This is a genomic window from Salinivibrio sp. SS3 (genome assembly GCF_001722105.1).
In the GTDB taxonomy this organism is placed as follows: Bacteria; Pseudomonadota; Gammaproteobacteria; order Enterobacterales; family Vibrionaceae; genus Salinivibrio; species Salinivibrio kushneri.
Window position 1 is genome coordinate 241,772 of the sequence record NZ_MEBQ01000045.1, and the last position, 17,505, is coordinate 259,276.

At 50.5% G+C, this 17,505-nt stretch carries 15 protein-coding genes; 13 read left to right on the forward strand and 2 right to left on the reverse strand.

Annotated features, from left to right (window positions below):
- Window positions 1-176: 176 nt before the first annotated feature.
- The 8 genes from BGL48_RS15445 (at window position 177) to BGL48_RS15480 (ending at window position 11,241) form a co-directional block, all read left to right on the forward strand.
- Window positions 177-1,133, forward strand: coding sequence for an NADP-dependent oxidoreductase (locus tag BGL48_RS15445; RefSeq protein ID WP_069363476.1), 957 nt, complete (start codon window positions 177-179; stop codon window positions 1,131-1,133).
- 62 nt (window positions 1,134-1,195) lie between these two features.
- A complete protein-coding gene (locus tag BGL48_RS15450) occupies window positions 1,196-1,618 on the forward strand; it encodes a YqaA family protein (protein ID WP_069363477.1) in 423 nt (140 codons plus the stop codon).
- Window positions 1,619-1,628: 10 nt separating this feature from the next.
- Window positions 1,629-4,478 carry a M16 family metallopeptidase gene (locus BGL48_RS15455; protein ID WP_069363478.1) on the forward strand — a complete coding sequence of 950 codons (2,850 nt, stop codon included), beginning with the start codon at window positions 1,629-1,631 and terminating at the stop codon, window positions 4,476-4,478.
- A 97-nt stretch (window positions 4,479-4,575) separates the two neighbouring features.
- Window positions 4,576-6,153: a glutamate--cysteine ligase gene (gshA, locus tag BGL48_RS15460; RefSeq protein WP_069363479.1), complete on the forward strand. Its 1,578-nt coding sequence runs from the start codon at window positions 4,576-4,578 to the stop codon at window positions 6,151-6,153.
- A 14-nt stretch (window positions 6,154-6,167) separates the two neighbouring features.
- Complete coding sequence (locus tag BGL48_RS15465; RefSeq protein ID WP_069363480.1) at window positions 6,168-6,785, forward strand: hypothetical protein; 618 nt, start codon at window positions 6,168-6,170, stop codon at window positions 6,783-6,785.
- Window positions 6,786-6,814: 29 nt separating this feature from the next.
- A complete protein-coding gene (luxS, locus tag BGL48_RS15470) occupies window positions 6,815-7,333 on the forward strand; it encodes an S-ribosylhomocysteine lyase (protein WP_069363481.1) in 519 nt (172 codons plus the stop codon).
- 302 nt (window positions 7,334-7,635) lie between these two features.
- Window positions 7,636-8,682 carry a substrate-binding domain-containing protein gene (locus BGL48_RS15475; protein ID WP_077599259.1) on the forward strand — a complete coding sequence of 349 codons (1,047 nt, stop codon included), beginning with the start codon at window positions 7,636-7,638 and terminating at the stop codon, window positions 8,680-8,682.
- A 3-nt stretch (window positions 8,683-8,685) separates the two neighbouring features.
- Complete coding sequence (locus BGL48_RS15480) at window positions 8,686-11,241, forward strand: LuxQ periplasmic sensor domain-containing protein (RefSeq protein ID WP_069363482.1); 2,556 nt, start codon at window positions 8,686-8,688, stop codon at window positions 11,239-11,241.
- Window positions 11,242-11,385: 144 nt separating this feature from the next.
- Here the strand turns inward: BGL48_RS15480 and BGL48_RS15485 are convergent, their stop codons facing one another.
- Window positions 11,386-12,672, reverse strand: coding sequence for an HlyC/CorC family transporter (locus BGL48_RS15485; protein WP_069363483.1), 1,287 nt, complete (start codon window positions 12,670-12,672; stop codon window positions 11,386-11,388).
- A 106-nt stretch (window positions 12,673-12,778) separates the two neighbouring features.
- Window positions 12,779-13,576, reverse strand: a complete 798-nt coding sequence (locus tag BGL48_RS15490; protein ID WP_069363484.1) for a cytochrome C assembly family protein — start codon at window positions 13,574-13,576, stop codon at window positions 12,779-12,781.
- A 181-nt stretch (window positions 13,577-13,757) separates the two neighbouring features.
- Between BGL48_RS15490 and ffh the strand changes: the two genes are divergently transcribed.
- The 5 genes from ffh to rplS all read left to right on the forward strand — a co-directional run bounded on the left by ffh (window position 13,758) and on the right by rplS (window position 17,313).
- Window positions 13,758-15,140 (forward strand): signal recognition particle protein, encoded by a 1,383-nt coding sequence (gene ffh / locus BGL48_RS15495; RefSeq protein WP_069363485.1) that lies wholly within the window; start codon window positions 13,758-13,760, stop codon window positions 15,138-15,140.
- Between the two features lie 205 nt (window positions 15,141-15,345).
- Window positions 15,346-15,594 (forward strand): 30S ribosomal protein S16, encoded by a 249-nt coding sequence (gene rpsP / locus BGL48_RS15500; protein ID WP_069363486.1) that lies wholly within the window; start codon window positions 15,346-15,348, stop codon window positions 15,592-15,594.
- Between the two features lie 28 nt (window positions 15,595-15,622).
- Window positions 15,623-16,150 (forward strand): ribosome maturation factor RimM, encoded by a 528-nt coding sequence (gene rimM, locus BGL48_RS15505; protein ID WP_069363487.1) that lies wholly within the window; start codon window positions 15,623-15,625, stop codon window positions 16,148-16,150.
- A 25-nt stretch (window positions 16,151-16,175) separates the two neighbouring features.
- Window positions 16,176-16,931 (forward strand): tRNA (guanosine(37)-N1)-methyltransferase TrmD, encoded by a 756-nt coding sequence (gene trmD / locus BGL48_RS15510; RefSeq protein ID WP_069363488.1) that lies wholly within the window; start codon window positions 16,176-16,178, stop codon window positions 16,929-16,931.
- Window positions 16,932-16,959: 28 nt separating this feature from the next.
- Window positions 16,960-17,313, forward strand: a complete 354-nt coding sequence (gene rplS / locus BGL48_RS15515; RefSeq protein ID WP_046074125.1) for a 50S ribosomal protein L19 — start codon at window positions 16,960-16,962, stop codon at window positions 17,311-17,313.
- The last annotated feature ends 192 nt before the right edge of the window (window positions 17,314-17,505 follow it).

A 17,505-nucleotide genomic window follows, 5' to 3' on the forward strand; every position in this document is an offset into this window, starting at 1 on the left:
TGATTTGATACCGAGTCGATAAAAAGAAAATAGCGGTAGGCATTGAGTCTGCCGCTTTTTTTGTTAAGACTAGAGGTTTACGCTTTGCAATGGCTCTGTGCTTTATCTCGTCGTCAAGGCGAATACTTTTAATAGATACGCCAGCATAAGCACAATGGCATGCGAAAGGAGTCAATATGTCGAATAATCTCTCACTTGCAATCACTGAATTTGGTGCACCAGAGGTACTTACCCCAGTCAACCGTTCGATTCCGTCGCCCTCTGAAGAGCAGGTGTTGATTCAAGTAAAAGCGGCAGGGGTTAACCCCATTGATGCAAAAACGCGAGCAGGGCTTGGTTGGGCTGCTGAGCATAATCGCGATCATTTGCCTTGGGTGCCTGGCTATGACGTTGCCGGGGTCGTGGTGGCGAATGGCACCAATGAAAGCAAGTTTGATGTGGGGGATCGTGTCGCTGGGATGATTGGTTTTCCCACCGAAGGCGGGGGATACAGCCAATATGTGGTCGCCGATGCTGGCTTGTTGTCAACCGTGCCGCCGAGTGTGCCTATGGTGGATGCCGCCGCAGTGCCATTGGCAGGGCTGACGGCTTGGCAAGCACTTGAGCATGGTAAACTGGCGCGTGACGAAAAAGTATTGATTTTAGCCGGCGCCGGCGGCGTCGGGCACCTTGCGGTACAGTTAGCCGTTCGTCTCGGGGCCCAGGTTTTTGCCACGGCTTCTGAAAACAATCATGCCTTTTTACGTCAACTGGATGCGACACCGATCGATTACCATCAACCGCATTGGGCTACCGCCAATGGTGAGTTTGATCTGGTGATTGATTTGGTGGGAGGAGACACCGCCATTGATGCATTAGCAGGCCTGAAAACAGGTGGGCGTATTGTCACCGTCCCCACTAATACGCGCGATACCATTACCTCCGCGGCTGCCGAGCGAGGGCTGAAGGCGACAGGTATGTTGGTTGATCCAAATACTTGGCAGACTCAGCGCTTGCTCGACATGCTTGATCAGGGCGATCTGAAAATAGATATCGCGGCCGTCTACCCGCTTGAACAGGGCGCACAGGCGCACAAAGCGTTAGAAACAGGTCATACACGTGGTAAGCGTGTGTTGGAAATGCCCTCGACTTAGCTATTCACCCCGGGGGAGCGCTTTGTCGTAAGCGCTGAACCAATGATACTGTATGAGGTCGAATGGACGATTGGATGCTGCTGGCAACCTTATTTGCCACCAGCTTTTTAAGTGCGACCTTATTGCCTGGTGGCTCTGAAGCCAATTTGGTGTATTTATTAACCCAGCACTCATTCGCGGATGGGATCGTTGTGGCGATTGCCACGGTCGGCAATACGCTCGGTGGTATGACCAACTACGCCATTGGGCGTTGGCTGCCCGATTATCAACCGCGTCAATCATGGCACCGCCGAGCGCTCGCTGGGCTGCAACGCTATGGTTATGCTGCCTTGCTATTAAGTTGGGTCCCGATTATGGGTGATCCGCTTTGCGTGGTGGCCGGCTGGCTGCGCCTTCGCCAATCTTGGTGCTGGTTGATTATCTTTGTTGCAAAAGCATCGCGCTACCTAGTGATTGTGATTTCATTTCGTTGGGTAGCCGGTTAGGAATGATTCTATGCCACGTTTATTGCTCGCCACATTTTTCTTATTATCTGTCTTGTCAGGGTGCCAACTGACTGGCTCCTCACCCACTCAAACGCCTGAGGGCATTACGTGGATCAAAACTGTCTCGCCCCCAGCGGGCAGTGCCCAAGTTCCTTATCAACAATTTGAATTAGATAATGGACTGACGGTGCTGTTACATGAGGATCACTCTGACCCTCTTGTTAACGTTGATGTGCGTTATCACGTGGGCTCTGCCCGGGAGGAGCCGGGGAAATCTGGCTTCGCACACTTTTTTGAGCATATGATGTTCGAAGGCTCAGAGCACGTAGATGATCACGGAAAACGTATTAAAGAGGTGGGGGGCTATAACAATGGCTCAACCAACCGTGACACCACCCAGTATTACCAGACCGTGCCGGCTAACGAGCTTGAGCGTGTCCTTTGGCTTGAATCTGATCGCATGGGCTTTTTGCTCGATGCGGTCTCTCAACGCAAATTTGAAGTGCAGCGTGACACGGTGAAAAACGAACGCGCATTTCGGATAGACAATGTTCCTTATGGCCGTGTTAACGAGACGATTAATCAAGCACTCTACCCTGAGAGTCACCCTTACTCATGGCCGGTGATTGGTTACGTTGAGGATCTTAACCGTGTCGATGTCGGCGATCTCAAGCAATTCTTTCTGCGTTGGTATGGGCCGAACAATGCCACCCTCACCATTGGTGGCGACATCGATATTCAGCAAACCCTTGCTTGGGTGAAAAAATACTTTGGTGATATTCCTCAAGGCCCATCAATACCAGATGCGAAACCTCAACCGGTCACGCTGGACGGCCCTCGCTTTGTGACATTGGAAGATAAGGTCTCGCAACCGGTATTGGTAATGACCTTTCCTACCAGTGTGCCTGAGACGGATACCACGACGCGCTTGGGCGTGCTGGCCAATGTATTGGGGCAAGGGCGTGACAGTGTGCTTTATCAGTCCCTCGTGCAAACGGGGCAGCTGTTAAGTGCAGGCGCATCGCATCAGTGCGGTGAGCTGGCCTGTACGTTTGAGATCTACGGTGTCGGCCGCCAAGGCCAATCACTGGCTGAGATCCGTACCTTGTTAACGCAAACTCTGACGCAGTTTGAGGCAAAAGGAGTCAGTGACGAGGATATCGACCAAATCCAATCCATGGTGGAAGCCGATAATATCTTTGCGCTGCAAAGTGTCGACGGCAAGGTCTCACAGCTGGCCAGAGATTATACGCTCTACGGTGATGCAAACCGTATGAATCAGCGCCTTGCACGCCTTAATGCGGTAACCCCTGACAAGGTGATGGAAAGCTATCGGCAATGGATAAAAGGTCAGCCCGCAGTGAACACCAGTGTGGTCCCCGTTGGGCGGACGGATTTGGTGGCGGCGCCAGCGAATTTTATCTATCAACGTCCAGATTATGGTCAGGCACAGACGCAAAACCCGCACGACACGTTAGCGCGACGTGATACGCCAGAAGACTTCGATCGCACCCAGATCCCGGCTCCGAATGGGAGTGTCACGGTGAATGTGCCACGCATTTATCGGGCGGACTTAGACAATGGTATTCACTTGGCAGGCACAGTGAGCCGCGAGACACCCACGGTCACCTTGCAGCTTCGTTTACCCGCCGGCACCTTAATGGAGCCTAACGATCAGCGAGGCATCGCTCACTTAACGGCCACCATGGTGACCGAGGGCGCGGCAGGTATGTCAGCCGCCCAGCTGACTCGAGCGCTAGACAAGCTGGGCAGTCAAGTCAATGTCGACGCAGACAGTTACCATACACAAATCACGGTAACATCACTGAAAAAGCATCTGGGTGAGACCCTGAAACTGGTCAATAAAACCTTGCGCGCGCCGACTTTTGCAGAAAAAGATTTTGATCGTGTCAAAAACCAGTTATTGGAGGGCATGGCCTCTCGCGCTGATGATGCCGGTTGGTTAGCTAGCCAAGCGACAAACCAGCTGTTATATCAAGATGCCACCTTCCGTGCCCCAGAGGGAGGTGTCGCGGAAGATATTGCGGCCATGACACTTGACGATGTGAAACACTTCTATCGCCAGCACTACGTATTGCAAGGCAGCCAATTGATTGTGGTGGGTGATCTTTCGCGTGAACATGCGATCAATCTCGCCAACCGGATCACGCCGTGGCAAGCGCAAATGCCACCGACGGCTCAGGTGGCGCGTGCCGTTCCGAAAGACTACGACCAGGCACAAATTTGGCTGGTGGATAAACCGCAAGCCCCCCAAACCAGTATTCGTATGGTGCGCCATGGTATGCCCTACGATGCCACCGGCCCGATGTTTAAAACCCGCTTAGCCAACTTTAATTTAGGAGGCAATTTTAATGCGCGCCTGAATCAAAACTTGCGTCAAGATAAAGGTTATACCTATGGTGCGCATAGCGGTGTTTATGGAGGCCGGCAGACAGGCACCATAGAAGTCAGTACCGATGTGCGCGCTGATGCGACACACGATGCGATTAAAGCGCTATGGCAAGAAATGGCGCATGCACAAGAAAATGGCTTTTCCGCACAAGAATTGGCTTACTTACGCCAATCGAGTGGTCAGCGTGATGCGCTGCGTTATGAAACGCCATGGGAAAAAGCAGGCTTGATCGCGCATATTGAGGCCTTTGATTTAGACGACAACTACCGTGAGGCACAAAAAGCCTTATTGCAATCAATCACATTGCAACAGCTGAATGCCCAAGCGACACGTTGGTTTGATCCAAACGACTATCAAATTATTGTGGTCGGGGATGCGTCTCGCCTTAGCGATAGCTTACGTCAACTTGGCTTGCCAGTGCGCAGGTTAGCGCTTGATTATCGATAAGCCTATTTGGATAAACTTACTCCGCTGCGTGATGGCTTTTGAGCAATAGCTTGTTTATATTGACCGCCACGCAGCTTAAAAAAATAAGAGATACATTTTGACTGACTTTACCCAACGGTTAGCGCGTTTAGCGCAAAACCCAGATGCCTTAAAGGGGATTGGCCGCGGATTGGAGCGCGAGGCATTACGCATTACGCCAACAGGCCACTTAGCGCAGACGGCGCATCCAGAGACACTTGGATCGGCGCTGACACACCGTTGGATCACGACGGATTTTGCGGAATCGCTGTTGGAGTTTATTACGCCTGTTAACACCTCGGTGAAAGGGATGCTGGATGAGTTGCAGGACATCCATCGCTTTACCTATCAGCAAATGGGCGACGAACAATTGTGGCCCATGTCAATGCCATGCGTGGTGGCATCGGAAGACGATATCACCTTGGCGCAATACGGTACGTCAAATATCGGCCGCATGAAGACCTTGTATCGCCAAGGGCTCAAGCATCGTTATGGCAGTGTCATGCAAGTGATCTCAGGAGTGCACTTTAACATCTCTTTGCCTGAGACATTTTGGCAGCATTTGTACCACTCAGACACGGTAAGCCAAGCGTCAGTCACCCAAGGGTACTTTGATCTTATTCGTAATTATTACCGCCATGGTTGGATGATCCCTTATCTATTTGGTGCGTCACCTGCTTTATGTGGCTCGTTTATCAAGCATGCGGAAAGCCAATTGCCCTTTGAGCATATGCCGTCAGGGACGTGTTACTTGCCTTATGCAACGTCGCTGCGCTTGAGTGATTTGGGGTATACCAACAATGCGCAAGCGGATTTAAAAATTGGCTTTAACACCCTAGAGCAATATCTTGAAGGTTTAAGAAACGCGATTCGTACCCCCTCACACGCGTTTGCCAAGCTAGGTATTCGTGATGGCGAGACGTATCGTCAGCTCAACACCAATGTGCTGCAAATTGAAAACGAGCTATATGCCCCCATACGCCCTAAGCGGAATGCCGAAAGCGGTGAAAAGCCGACCGAAGCGCTTGAGCGAGGCGGTGTCGAGTACATCGAGGTCCGCTCTTTGGATGTGAACCCATACAGCGCGGTGGGGATTGAAGAGGATCAGATTCATTTCCTTGATCTGTTCGTCGCCTGGTGTGCCTTGTCCCCCTCTGAGCCGATGACTGATCCTGAACTCAATTGCTGGCGTGACAATTGGAACAAAATTGTACTCGAAGGCCGCAAACCAGGGTTAACCCTGACCACAGGATGCGAAGGCGAGACCCTCACGCAAGCAGAGTGGGGATTACAAGTAATGGGTGAGCTTAAGCAGTTGGCGAAAGTGATGGATCAAGCCGTTGGGGATCATCGTTATGAGACCGTCTGTGACAAGATGATCACCTGCTTTGATAACCCAGAGCTCACACTATCTGGCCGTGTTCTCGCTGACGTGATAGCGCAAGGTGGAATTGGCGGCCTAGGGCTAAGCCTTGCGCGTGACCACAAAGCGGCGCTAGCGGAGGTGCCTTACAATATCCACAGTGATGCCGACTTTTTACAAGAAGCCAAACAAAGCGTTGCGCGTCAAAAAGCGGTAGAAGACAGTGATACACAAAGCTTTGAAGCGTTTTTGAATGCTTACTTTAAAGATGTGCCCATGGCTGAAAGCTGGTAATTGGACGGACGACGATGAGCAGGAAGCGCTTTTCCCGTCATATTGGTGCACTTTTCACCGTGGTGATGGTATCAGGATGTGCCACACCACCGCCGGATAATCCCAACAACCTCTGTGCGATCTTCGACCAACACCCCGACTGGTTTGAAGCGGCGGTGGATATGGAAGAGGAATGGGGGACGCCCATCCAAGTGGCTATGGCGTTCGTAAAGCAAGAGAGTGCATTTGTGCATGATGCTTTGCCCCCGCGTGATTATGTGTTAGGCATCTTGCCGTGGGGGCGAGTGAGCAGTGCTTATGGCTATGCGCAGGCGCAAGACCCGGCTTGGTCCGATTATCAAAAAGCCACAGATAATGGCGGCGCCCGTACTGACTTTGCCGACGCGTTACAGTTTATTGGCTGGTATACCGATGCAACCTACCGCCAACTCGGGGTGTCAAAGTGGGATGTGTATCGCCAATATTTGGCTTACCATGAAGGTAGAGGTGGATTTCAGCGCGGCTCGTTTGAGGGGAAACCTGGGTTAAAACGCGTGGCGCGCAAAGTCGAACAACAAGCAAAGGACTACGGTTGGCAGCTGAAAGGTTGCCGACAACGACTCGAGGATAATCTGAGCTGGTGGCCATTTTAAGGGTCGCCGCGAGGAATAAAGGAGGTAAGATGCCACTATTAGATAGTTTTACGGTTGACCATACGCGCATGCATGCACCGGCTGTGCGCGTTGCAAAAACGATGCAGACCCCTAGCGGTGATACGATTACCGTCTTTGACCTTCGTTTTTGTCGTCCTAACGAAGAGCACTTGACGGAAAAAGGGATCCACACGCTCGAGCACCTGTTTGCTGGGTTTATGCGTAACCACCTCAACAGCGACAAGGTGGAGATCATTGATATCTCGCCGATGGGGTGTCGTACAGGCTTCTACATGAGTCTGATTGGTGAGCCCCAAGAGCCTGAGGTGGCGAAAGCATGGGAATTGGCGATGGAAGATGTGCTGGTTGTACCGTCGCAAGACAAGATCCCTGAGCTTAACGAGTATCAATGCGGGACGTATGAGATGCACTCACTTAACGAGGCGAAAGATATCGCGCGTGCCATCATCGATGCCGGGGTGACCGTGAACAAAAACGATGATCTTTCCTTACCTGAGTCCATGTTACAAACGTTGCGTGTCGACTAGCGCGTCTCTGTTTTTGAACGCTAACGGCAGCCCCTATTGGGCTGCCGTTTTTGTTGGTATTGATGGCTTCTCCCTTTTTGTCTTGATTGCTAGATAAATGCTTGGGAAGTGTAGGCTTTGTTGCATCTTTTTTGCCTCATCAAGCACGCTTCTCGCTTTTCTCGCTGCGTCGGTGCACGGGTTTCGCTAAGCTGGCACTGATTCGGAAACAAAAGGGCTGTGGGATAAAAGTGAGTTTACGCACTAGACATCTAAATGACGCGATCCGTTTTTGCCGTTGGTTAACTGGGCTCACCTTGCTGATGGTGATGCCGAATGCCCACGGATCACTCAATGGTTTTTGGTCCTATGATGAGTATCTTGCGCTGCACCCGGAGCAAAAAAGGCTAACCACCGAATTGGATGCGCTCGTACAGCGTGATCCCGTGCCTTTTTTAGGTGCCATGGAGCCGATAAAAATCTCAGTGGTGGTGCCAGGCGAGCAAATATCCGATTACTGGCAACGTAATGTACGTGCCTTCGAGCGGCGGCTGAATGCGCTCAATATCCCATATGAGCTTCAGGAAGTGACGACGCGCCCCAATACTGATATTCGTGAGCAAAGTGCCTCGTTGTATGCGGCGTTACGTGATGGTGCCGATTATCTCATTTTTACGTTGAACAGTGTGCGCCACCGTAAATTTATTAACCATGTGTTATCCCAGAACCAAACCAAGCTTATTTTGCAAAATATCACCACGCCCGTAAAAGCGTGGCAAGACAATCAGCCGTTCTTATATGTGGGGTTTGATCACCAACGTGGTAGCCGTGCATTGGCAAGCTATTACCAAGAGAGATATCCTGAAGGCGTGAACTATTCGGTGCTTTATTTTTCGCAAGGTTATGTCAGTGATGCACGGGGAGATACCTTTATTGAGGCCATGAGCTCGCACGGTGATAGCAGCTTGCTGTCTGCTTATTACACCAAGGGTGATCAAGAATCGGGTTACCAAGCGGCGAAAGCGATGCTAAATAATAATCCAAAGCTCGACTTTATTTATGCGTGTGCAACCGATGTCGCGTTTGGTGCCGTCCAGGCCTTAGATGAATTAGGTCGTGATACGGTTGGGCTCAACGGCTGGGGCGGTGGCTCGGCAGAACTCGACGCGATTGCCGCCGGTCAACTCGATGTGACTGTGATGAGAATGAATGATGACACAGGTGTCGCCATGGCCGAGGCGATCAAGCGTGATATTGAGCATCAACCTGTGCCTGTGGTCTATTCTGGGCGGTTTGAAGTGGTTACTCGCTACGATGATCCTGAGCGAATAAAAGCGCTCAAAAAACAAGCATTTAGATATTCGGACTAAAAAATGGCCATATCGGGATCGCCGAAGCTGTCACTGTCTCAATTACTGACCCGTTTGATCGTGGTCTTCTTCCTCTTTGTGACGGCCGGGGTGTATATACAGAGTTATCAGCTGACGTTGGCGGGGATTAATCAAGAAATCACCCGTACCCTGACGCAGACGTCTCGTCTGCTGCAAAATGTGTTTGATAGTCGCTTGACCTCGTTGCAAATTCATCAAAATACCAATGCCGCGAGTATGACACTGCAATCAATGGTGGCGAATGAAGACAGTGCTGCCTTAGATGATTACTTTATCGAGCAAGAACAGCAAGACGTGGCCAATACCCCCGATTTTCGCTTTATCGCCAAAGACGACCGTGTGCTGTGGCATGACGGTAGCAGCCTCTTTCATGGTATTGATCGTGAGCAGTTAGAGCAGCTACGCCTCCAGTTAAGGGGGATTAATCGGTGGGCGTTAACCACCATCACCACAGAAATGGAGCAGAGCTACCTGTTAATGCGACGCACACCGATTGTGTTTCAATCTAGCGGCAAGCTGGGGGGCTACTTATATGTGGTGGTGATGCTTAATGGCAACTTCTCGTTTGTCAAAAGTTTGCAGCGCGCCAGTGGTACGCAAGCGGTGTGGTTGTCTGCCGATAACGTCACTCTCGCCTCGACCTTGAGCAGCAACGATGATATTGGCCGCGATCTCACGCTTCCCGCGCCAGGCGAGAGTCAAGCATTTCGCCACTATTTAGTGAGCCAAGCCAAGTTACGCATTGCTGGTGAGCCTTCAAAAATTACGCTGCTGTCGGCACAGCAAAATGACAATGTGGTGGCATTGCAGCGGCAAATGGGGATTAACCTGCTGCTGACCACGATGGTGATTATCGTGGCAGCGATCTGGGTTAATCGATTTGTGCAAACGCGCATCGCAGATTCACTGGAAAAATTGATGCGTTATACCCAAGGCGCGCGCTCTCGACAGCGCACCTTGCCCTTTGCAGGATCGGATATTGAAGAGTTTAACCATATCGGTAAAACCTTGGAGTCCACGTTTGATGCCTTGTATGAAAAAGAGCGCTCACTCCAAGACCTGTTTGATTATGCCTTGTCACCCATCATCGTTTGGGACACCCACTTTGACATTACACGGATTAACCCCGCGGCCAAACTAAAGCTTAACTATGACGAGCAAATTCATGCCTCGAGTTGGCTCTACGACCAGTTTATGTATGCGATTACCCCTCACCTACAACGCGCATTAAACGGGACGATTTTAAAAGGGGTGAACATAGAGATTGATCGTCGAGTGTATCGTTGGAATCTGGCGCCGTTAATGGTCGACAACCAAGTGAAAGCGGTGATTGGGCAGGGTCAAGAAATCACGTCATTGATCGAAGCGGAGCAGCAAAGTCAACGAGCCAAAGAGGCGGCTGAAGCCTCTGCCCGTGCTAAGTCGGAGTTCTTGGCTAAGATGAGTCATGAAATTCGAACGCCGCTCAATGGTATCTTAGGGATTACCCAAATATTGAGTGATAAGGCAAAAGAAAAAGAGCAAAAAGATCTTTTAGGGAGTCTCTATCAAAGTGGTGAGCACTTACTAACTGTGCTAAATGATGTGCTTGACCTTTCCAAAATTGAACAAGGAAAGATGACCATCGAGCACGACGACTTTTATCTGCAAGATATGGTTCGTACCGTTGAGAATATCTATACCCCGATTTGTGAGAGTAAACAGATTGCATTGACCATTGATGCCCCCGTCGCGGGTGACACCATGGTGTACTCTGATCAATCACGCCTGACTCAAATCCTATTCAACTTGATGAGTAATGCGGTGAAGTTTACCCATGTCGGCAAGGTGGGGATGACCATCAAATTAGTCGAGTCGGGTGAGCAAACAAGCTTACATATAGAGGTCACTGACACGGGCGTGGGAATGAATCAACAAGCGCTAGCATCCTTGTTTGACCCTTTTGTACAAGCCGACTCCAGCGTCACGCGGACATACGGAGGCAGTGGCTTGGGCTTATCTATCGTGAAAAGCTTACTCGACTTGCTCGGGGGGGAGATTGATGTGACCAGTGAGCCGGAAAAAGGGAGTCGCTTTATGGTCACTGTGCCTGTGACCGTGACACACGCTAAACCCGCACAAGCCGTCGAGGCTGATCCCTTTGATCCGGCGTCTTTGGGCATTGAGCGGGTGTTGCTGGTCGAGGACAATAAAATCAATGCCATGGTGGCTCAAGCGTTTTGCAACAAATACCAGATTGATGTTGATTGGGTGAAAGATGGGGAGCAGGCTCTCGAACGTCTCCAACAAGCGCCCTATGATCTGGTATTAATGGATAACCATATGCCGAATCTTGGCGGCATTGATGCGACCAAAGCGATTCGTCATACGTTAGGGCTCCGCGTCCCCATCTATGCGTGCACGGCAGATGCGTACGGTCATGTTCATGAGGCCTTTTATCAAGCGGGTGCCGATTATGTGATTGTGAAACCCATCAAAGAGGCTAGCTTTATTGAAGCATTACGGCATTACACCTTTACGGAAAACAGCTCTTCATGACGGCAGTGGTAACGGGCGATCAGGTGATGACCTAAAAAGAGGCAAGCACAAAAAAGGTGGGGAAGGCCCCACTTTTTTGTGCGTTCATCTCATGGCTTTTTCAGCGTGCTAGTGCCATGATATAGCTGATGCGAAGGTGCTCAACTAGCTGTTTACGCTCGCTTGTGGTTGCTTGGCCGGTAATACCTTAACTTGCTTAATCATATTGTCTGCAACGTCAACAATTTCAATATGATGGCCATCAATCTCTACACTTAAGCGGTTGTTAGGAATATCTTCTAGGTGCTCGAGGATAAGGCCATTGAGGGTACGCGGCCCATCGGTTGGTAGGGCCCAATTAAGGCTCTTATTCAAGTCGCGAATATTGGCGCTGCCCTCAATCAGATAGCCACCGTCGGTCAGTGGCGTAATTTCTTCTGCCAAGCTCGGTGACAATGAGGTGGTAAATTCACCGACGATCTCTTCAAGTATATCTTCCAAGGTCACCAAACCGATCATGTCACCATACTCGTCAACGACCAAACCAATACGTTGCTTGTTGCGTTGGAATTTCAGCATCTGCACATTCAGTGGTGTGCCTTCCGGAATAAAGTACACTTCGTCGGCGGCGCGCAGCAGTGTTTCTTTATTAAACTCGTTTTTCTCAACCATTAAGCGGTACGCTTTGCGCACGCGCAGCATGCCAACCACTTCGTCGATGGTGTCGCGATAGAGTACCATCCGTCCATGCGGGGCATGCGTGAACTGGCGCATGATCGACTTCCAGTCATCATTGATATTAATCCCGGTGATTTCATTACGCGGTACCATAATGTCATCCACGGTCACTTCTTCTAACTCAAGAATCGACAATAGCATATGCTGGTGGCGGCGCGGGATCAGACTCCCGGCCTCATTAACAATCGTGCGCAGTTCTTCGGTACTTAAGCTGTCTTTGCCATCAGCCTTGGCGCCTAACCCCAGTATCCGTAAAAAGCCATTGGTTATGAAGTTCACCAAACTGACCAACGGATAGAACACTTTCATCAGAATGGTCAGCACAAAGCTGCTGATAAAAGAGACCCGTTCCGGGTAGAGGGCGGCGAGCGTTTTAGGGGTCACCTCCGCGAAGACCAAAATCACCATGGTTAGTACCCCGGTGGCGATTGCAATACCGGCATCACCGTACAGGCGCAAACCTAAAACGGTGGCGATCGACGAGGCCAGAATATTGACCAAGTTATTGCCGATCAGGATAAGACCAATCAATCGGTCTGGCCGAGTGAGCAGTTTTTCGACCCGCTTAGCGCCGCTATGGCCTGATTTAGAAAGGTGGCGTAACCGATAGCGGTTAATGGCCATCATGCCTGTCTCAGACCCGGAAAAATAACCGGAAATGACGATAAGCAATACCAAAAGGGAAATTAAAATTCCCGTCGATATGTCGTCCAACGAACTGTTCCTTACGTTTGTTTGAAGATCAGAGCCTACGCTCGAGTGTACACTACTGCCACGCGCCTATGGGGCTGTTTGCCCTTTGCCATATGCGCGCACTGTCTTACCCCGCGATTAGGATCTCACGGACAAAACGGCTGCCAAAATAGGCTAAAGTGAGTAGAAAGGCGCCCACAATACTAAACCAGACCACCCGGCGTCCACGCCAGCCTGATTGATAATGTCCCCAAAGGAGCACGCCATACACGACCCAAGCGGCCATTGAAAGGAAGGCTTTGTGCGCTTTCCCTTGCGCGAACATATCATCGACAAAAATAAACCCAGTCATTAAAGTGAAGGTTAATAAAACCTGACCCACCAAAATGATGTTGAAAAGCTGTCGCTCCACCATCATTAAGGGAGGAACATTGTGATTAATGACCTGGCGTTTTTTGTGTTTGAGTTGATAATCCAACCACGCCAGTTGCAGCGCATAGAGCGTGGCGATCATCAAGGTTGAATAGGCGAACAGCGCCAAAGAAATGTGCAACAGCACTTCTGGGTGCGATTCGAGATGGGTAATAAAGGCACCGGGCAGCAGGGTCGCACTCGCCAGGTTTAGCCCAGCGAAGGCGTAAACCACCGGGAGCAAGAACCACAGCCGCAATCGAAAAATTAGCCCTGTGGTCATCATCGCAATGATAAAACTCACCAAGGAGGCGACGTTGAGCATGCTAAGATTCTGTCCTGAACCGGATAAAATCAGGTCTTTTAACAAATAAGCATGCAGCGCCAGCGCAGCCACGGCGGTGAAAAAGACCGGCTTCGCACTAATTTGATTGTTGCTGGACAAGCCGGGGATGATCTGCAAAATGGCGGCCAGATAAAGCATTGATGCGAATAAGGCTGTCAGAATTTCCATCGTCACCGATCAGTCAGTTAATCAATAAGAATGAAGGTGTGAGTATACCTTGCCTCAATCTTCGTCGCTATCGATACATGCAAGCGATGGGGGGATTGCGGTATAATCTCAGTAATTTCGCGACAGCGATTGCACCCAGATGAAAAATCATGGGCCAATAGGACGAGTGGGCGAGTAACGCATGTTTGAAAACTTATCAGAACGTTTATCCCGGACGCTCAAAAATGTGAGCGGCCGAGGTCGGTTAACGGAAGACAATATCAAAGAGACCCTACGCGAAGTGCGTATGGCGCTGCTGGAAGCCGATGTCGCGCTCCCTGTGGTTCGTGATTTTGTCAAACGCGTCAAAGAACGCGCCGTTGGCATTGAAGTGTCTAAAAGCCTGACCCCTGGTCAGGAATTTATTAAAATTGTCCAAGCCGAGCTGGAAGCGGTGATGGGCGATGCCAATGAAAAATTAGATCTTGCGGCCCAGCCGCCCGCAGTGATTTTGATGGCAGGCTTGCAAGGGGCGGGTAAAACCACCAGTGTGGGCAAGCTGGGTAAGATGCTTACCGAGCAGGAAAAAAAGAAAGTCTTGGTGGTGTCAGCGGACGTTTATCGCCCTGCGGCGATTAAACAGCTGGAAACCTTGGCGGGTGAAGTCGGGGTGGATTTCTTCCCATCGAGCGCCGACCAAAACCCTGTTGATATTGCCAAAGCGGCGGTTGATCACGGTAAGTTGAAGTTCTACGACGTAGTGATTGTTGATACCGCGGGCCGCTTGCACGTTGATGACGCCATGATGGGCGAGATCAAAGACGTTCATAGTGCGGTCAACCCAGTTGAGACCTTGTTCGTGGTTGACGCCATGACAGGTCAAGACGCCGCGAACACAGCCAAAGCGTTTAACGACGCTTTAGCACTAACCGGTGTCGTGTTGACCAAAGTCGATGGTGATGCCCGTGGTGGTGCGGCGTTATCGGTGCGCCATATTACCGGTAAGCCAATCAAATTTTTGGGTGTGGGTGAAAAAACCGACGCACTGGAGCCTTTCCATCCAGACCGGGTGGCATCCCGTATCTTGGGGATGGGCGATGTCCTGTCGCTTATCGAAGATCTCGAGCGTAATGTCGATCAAGACAAAGCCGAGAAAATGGCCAAGAAGTTTAAGCAGAAAAAAGGCTTCGATTTGGCCGATTTTCGTGATCAGCTTGAGCAGATGAAGGGCATGGGTGGCATGATGGGCATGATGGATAAGCTGCCTGGGATGTCGAATGTGCCCGACAACGTGAAAGATAACGTTGATGACAAAATGTTCTTGCAAATGGAAGCGATCATCAACTCAATGACACCGCGTGAGCGCCAGCGTCCAGAAATCATCAAAGGGTCGCGTAAAAAGCGGATTGCTGCAGGTTCAGGTACCCAAGTGCAGGACGTGAACCGTTTGCTTAAGCAGTTTACCCAAATGCAGAAAATGATGAAGAAGATGCAAAAAGGCGGCATGCGCAACATGATGCGCCAAATGAAAGGCATGATGCCTCCGGGTGGTGGTCCAGGTGGGCCTGGCGGATTCATGGGCTAATCAGATAGCGGACTTGCCTGTCAGCCCAGTGTTGGCAGGCAGATCAACTCGCTGTGAGGCTTGGGACAACTGGTGGAAATTTGACTAAACCAGTTGCATTCACAGCAATAAAGAGTAAAATTCCCGAGCTTTATTTTGGCACGAGGCCCCGCATTGCTGACGCGAAACGGGGCCAATTTTATTAAGTAATGCAAATGAGGACGATATGGTAACCATTCGTTTGGCACGTCATGGCGCGAAAAAACGCCCATTTTATCAAATCGTTGTAGCTGACAGCCGCCAGGCGCGCGACGGTCGCTTCATCGAGAAAATCGGTTTCTTTAACCCTGTTGCTCAAGGCCAGGAAGAGAAACTACGCCTTGACCTGGATCGTGTGAACCACTGGGTTGGCGAAGGCGCAACGGTTTCTGACCGTGTGGCTAAGCTAGTCAAAGACGCCGCGAAAGCAGCGTAAGTCTCCAGTGTCAGGGTTAAAAGAAGAAATGAGTGAGCAAGATACTATCGTGGTTGGCAAGCTAGGCGCGTCATACGGTATTCGTGGCTGGCTCAAGATTTTTTCTTACACTGAAGAAGCTGAGAGCATTTTTGCCTACTCACCTTGGTATATCCAGGTGCGTGGCGAGTGGCAACGTTTTGAGTTAGAAGACTGGAAACGCCACAACAAGGGGTATGTTGCCAAGCTCAAAGGGCTGGATCAGCGCGAAGATGCGCAGATGCTGACCAATGCTGAGATTGCAGTCGGAACTGAGTCGCTGCCTGCTTTGTCAGATCAAGAGTTTTATTGGCGTGAGCTGTTTGGCATGGACGTGGTGAATGCAAAAGGCTACCACCTCGGTACGGTGACTGACATGCTCGAAACCGGCTCTAACGACGTACTTGTCGTCAAAGCCAACCTCAAAGATGCTTTTGGCAAAAAGGAACGCTTAATTCCGTTCCTTGAAGAGCAGGTTATCAAGTCAATTGATCGCACTGCTCAACGGATCGAAGTTGACTGGGATCCTGGTTTTTAAACTCCAACGGTAAGCGAGCGGAAATATGTGGGTTGGCATTATTAGCCTGTTTCCTGAAATGTTCCGAGCGGTCACTGATTTTGGAGTCACGGGCCAAGCGGTAAAAAAAGGGCTGTTAAACGTCGAAACGTGGAATCCGCGTGATTTCACCCACGACAAACACCGCACGGTTGATGATCGACCCTACGGCGGTGGCCCCGGTATGTTGATGATGGTTGAGCCGTTGCGCGATGCTATTCACGCTGCCAAATATGCCGCAGGCGATAAAGCGAAAGTGGTTTACCTCTCTCCGCAAGGGCGCAAGCTCGACCAAGCGGGGGTTGAATCACTGGCTAGCAATGACAAACTTATTTTGATTTGCGGCCGGTATGAAGGGGTAGATGAGCGCATTATTCAAACCCATGTAGACGAAGAATGGTCAGTGGGAGATTTTGTGCTCAGTGGGGGCGAGCTGCCCGCAATGACGCTGGTGGACGCGGTTGCTCGGTTTGTACCGGGTGTACTCGGCGACATGGCGTCAGCAGAGGAAGACTCCTTTGCTAACGGGTTGTTAGACTGTCCACACTACACACGTCCAGAAGTGTTAGACGGGTTGGGGGTACCAGAGGTGCTAAAATCCGGCAATCACAAGGACATTCGTCGCTGGCGATTAAAGCAATCGCTAGGTCGCACTTGGCTACGACGACCAGAGCTCCTGGAAAACCTAGCTCTGACTGACGAACAGGAATCACTACTTGCCGAGTTCATAAAAGAACACCGTGCAAGTGCCGAATCAAATTGAGTTTCAGTTTATTCTAGGGTTATAAACAATGAGTAACATCATCAAGCAGCTCGAAGAAGAGCAAATGAAAAAAGACCTGCCTGAGTTTCAAGCAGGTGACACTGTCCTGGTACAGCTTAAAGTAAAAGAAGGTAACCGTGAGCGTCTGCAGCCATATGAAGGTGTGGTTATCGCTAAGCGCAACCGTGGTCTACACACTGCATTTACCGTACGTAAAGTATCAAGCGGTGAAGGTGTAGAGCGTACTTTCCAAATCCATTCGCCAGTTATCGACAGCATTACTGTTAAACGTCGCGGTGCAGTACGTCGTGCCAAACTGTACTACCTGCGTGAGCGTTCTGGTAAGTCAGCTCGAATCAAAGAGCGTCTTAACAAGAAGTAATCGCCCTCGGCGTTTATTGCTCAAAAAGCCCGTCCACTTGGACGGGCTTTTTTAATGTCCTCAACCGCGCAACCGCTCAACCGTGCTTACAACCGTTTACTCGGCCATGCGACCACTCACCGACAAAGCAGATGAATGTGGCGGCTATGTCGGCAAAATGGCATCTGTACCCTACTAAAAGACTGGCAGCTT

Coding starts and splice junctions, on each gene's coding strand:
- luxS (WP_069363481.1), top strand. CDS start 6,815: ATGCCACTATTAGATAGTTTTACGGTTGACCATACGCGCATGCATGCA.
- BGL48_RS15480 (WP_069363482.1), top strand. CDS start 8,686: ATGGCCATATCGGGATCGCCGAAGCTGTCACTGTCTCAATTACTGACC.
- BGL48_RS15465 (WP_069363480.1), top strand. CDS start 6,168: ATGAGCAGGAAGCGCTTTTCCCGTCATATTGGTGCACTTTTCACCGTG.
- rplS (WP_046074125.1), top strand. CDS start 16,960: ATGAGTAACATCATCAAGCAGCTCGAAGAAGAGCAAATGAAAAAAGAC.
- rimM (WP_069363487.1), top strand. CDS start 15,623: ATGAGTGAGCAAGATACTATCGTGGTTGGCAAGCTAGGCGCGTCATAC.
- trmD (WP_069363488.1), top strand. CDS start 16,176: ATGTGGGTTGGCATTATTAGCCTGTTTCCTGAAATGTTCCGAGCGGTC.
- BGL48_RS15450 (WP_069363477.1), top strand. CDS start 1,196: ATGGACGATTGGATGCTGCTGGCAACCTTATTTGCCACCAGCTTTTTA.
- BGL48_RS15490 (WP_069363484.1), bottom strand. CDS start 13,576: ATGGAAATTCTGACAGCCTTATTCGCATCAATGCTTTATCTGGCCGCC.
- rpsP (WP_069363486.1), top strand. CDS start 15,346: ATGGTAACCATTCGTTTGGCACGTCATGGCGCGAAAAAACGCCCATTT.
- BGL48_RS15445 (WP_069363476.1), top strand. CDS start 177: ATGTCGAATAATCTCTCACTTGCAATCACTGAATTTGGTGCACCAGAG.
- BGL48_RS15455 (WP_069363478.1), top strand. CDS start 1,629: ATGCCACGTTTATTGCTCGCCACATTTTTCTTATTATCTGTCTTGTCA.
- BGL48_RS15475 (WP_077599259.1), top strand. CDS start 7,636: ATGGTGATGCCGAATGCCCACGGATCACTCAATGGTTTTTGGTCCTAT.
- ffh (WP_069363485.1), top strand. CDS start 13,758: ATGTTTGAAAACTTATCAGAACGTTTATCCCGGACGCTCAAAAATGTG.